Origin of the sequence: Rhodanobacter sp. PCA2, assembly GCF_013620825.1 — a bacterium.
Classification (GTDB): domain Bacteria; phylum Pseudomonadota; class Gammaproteobacteria; order Xanthomonadales; family Rhodanobacteraceae; genus Rhodanobacter_A.
The window spans coordinates 1-928 of the sequence record NZ_NJIC01000060.1; the positions used below are offsets into that span (position 1 = coordinate 1).

Below are 928 nucleotides of genomic sequence, written 5' to 3' on the forward strand. Positions count from 1 at the left end.
AAGCACACCCGCCTGCTGATCCTCGGCTCCGGCCCGGCCGGCTACACCGCCGCGGTGTACGCCGCGCGCGCCAACCTCAAGCCGACCATGGTCACCGGCCTGCAGCAGGGCGGCCAGCTGATGACCACCACCGACGTGGACAACTGGCCCGGCGACGTGGAAGGCCTGCAGGGTCCGGCGCTGATGCAGCGCATGGCCGAGCACGCCGAGCGCTTCCACACCGAGATGATCTTCGACCACATCCATACCGTGGACCTGAAGCAGCGCCCGTTCCGCCTCAAGGGCGATTCCGGCGAATACACCACCGACGCGCTGATCATCGCCACCGGTGCCACCGCCAGATACCTCGGCATCGCCAGCGAGGAGAAGTTCAAGGGCAAGGGCGTGTCCGCCTGCGCCACCTGCGACGGCTTCTTCTTCCGCGAGCAGGAAGTGGTGGTGATCGGCGGCGGCAACACCGCGGTCGAGGAGGCGCTGTACCTGTCCAACATCGCCAGCAAGGTCTACCTGGTGCACCGCCGCGACAAGCTGCGCGCGGAGAAGATCATGCAGGACAAGCTGTTCGAGAAGGCTGCCGCCGGCAAGATCGAACTGGTGTGGAACCACAGCGTGGACGAGGTGCTGGGCGACGACTCCGGCGTCACCGGCGTGCGCGTGAAGGACGTCAACTCCGGCGCCACCCGCGACATCGCCGCCACCGGTTTCTTCGTGGCCATCGGCCATACGCCGAACACCGGCGTCTTCGAAGGCCAGCTGGAGATGCACGACGGCTACCTGAAGATCCACAGCGGCCAGAGCGGCATGGCGACGATGACCTCGGTGCCCGGCGTGTTCGCCGCCGGCGACGTGGCCGACCACGTCTACCGCCAGGCGATCACCTCGGCCGGCTTCGGCTGCATGGCCGCGCTGGATGCCGAACGCTGGCTGG

1 protein-coding gene is annotated in these 928 nt (G+C 67.8%); it reads left to right on the plus strand.

What is annotated here, in order from left to right:
* A partial coding sequence (trxB, locus tag PCA_RS17310; protein ID WP_181303860.1) for a thioredoxin-disulfide reductase occupies positions 1 to 928 on the plus strand: 928 nt, incomplete at both ends.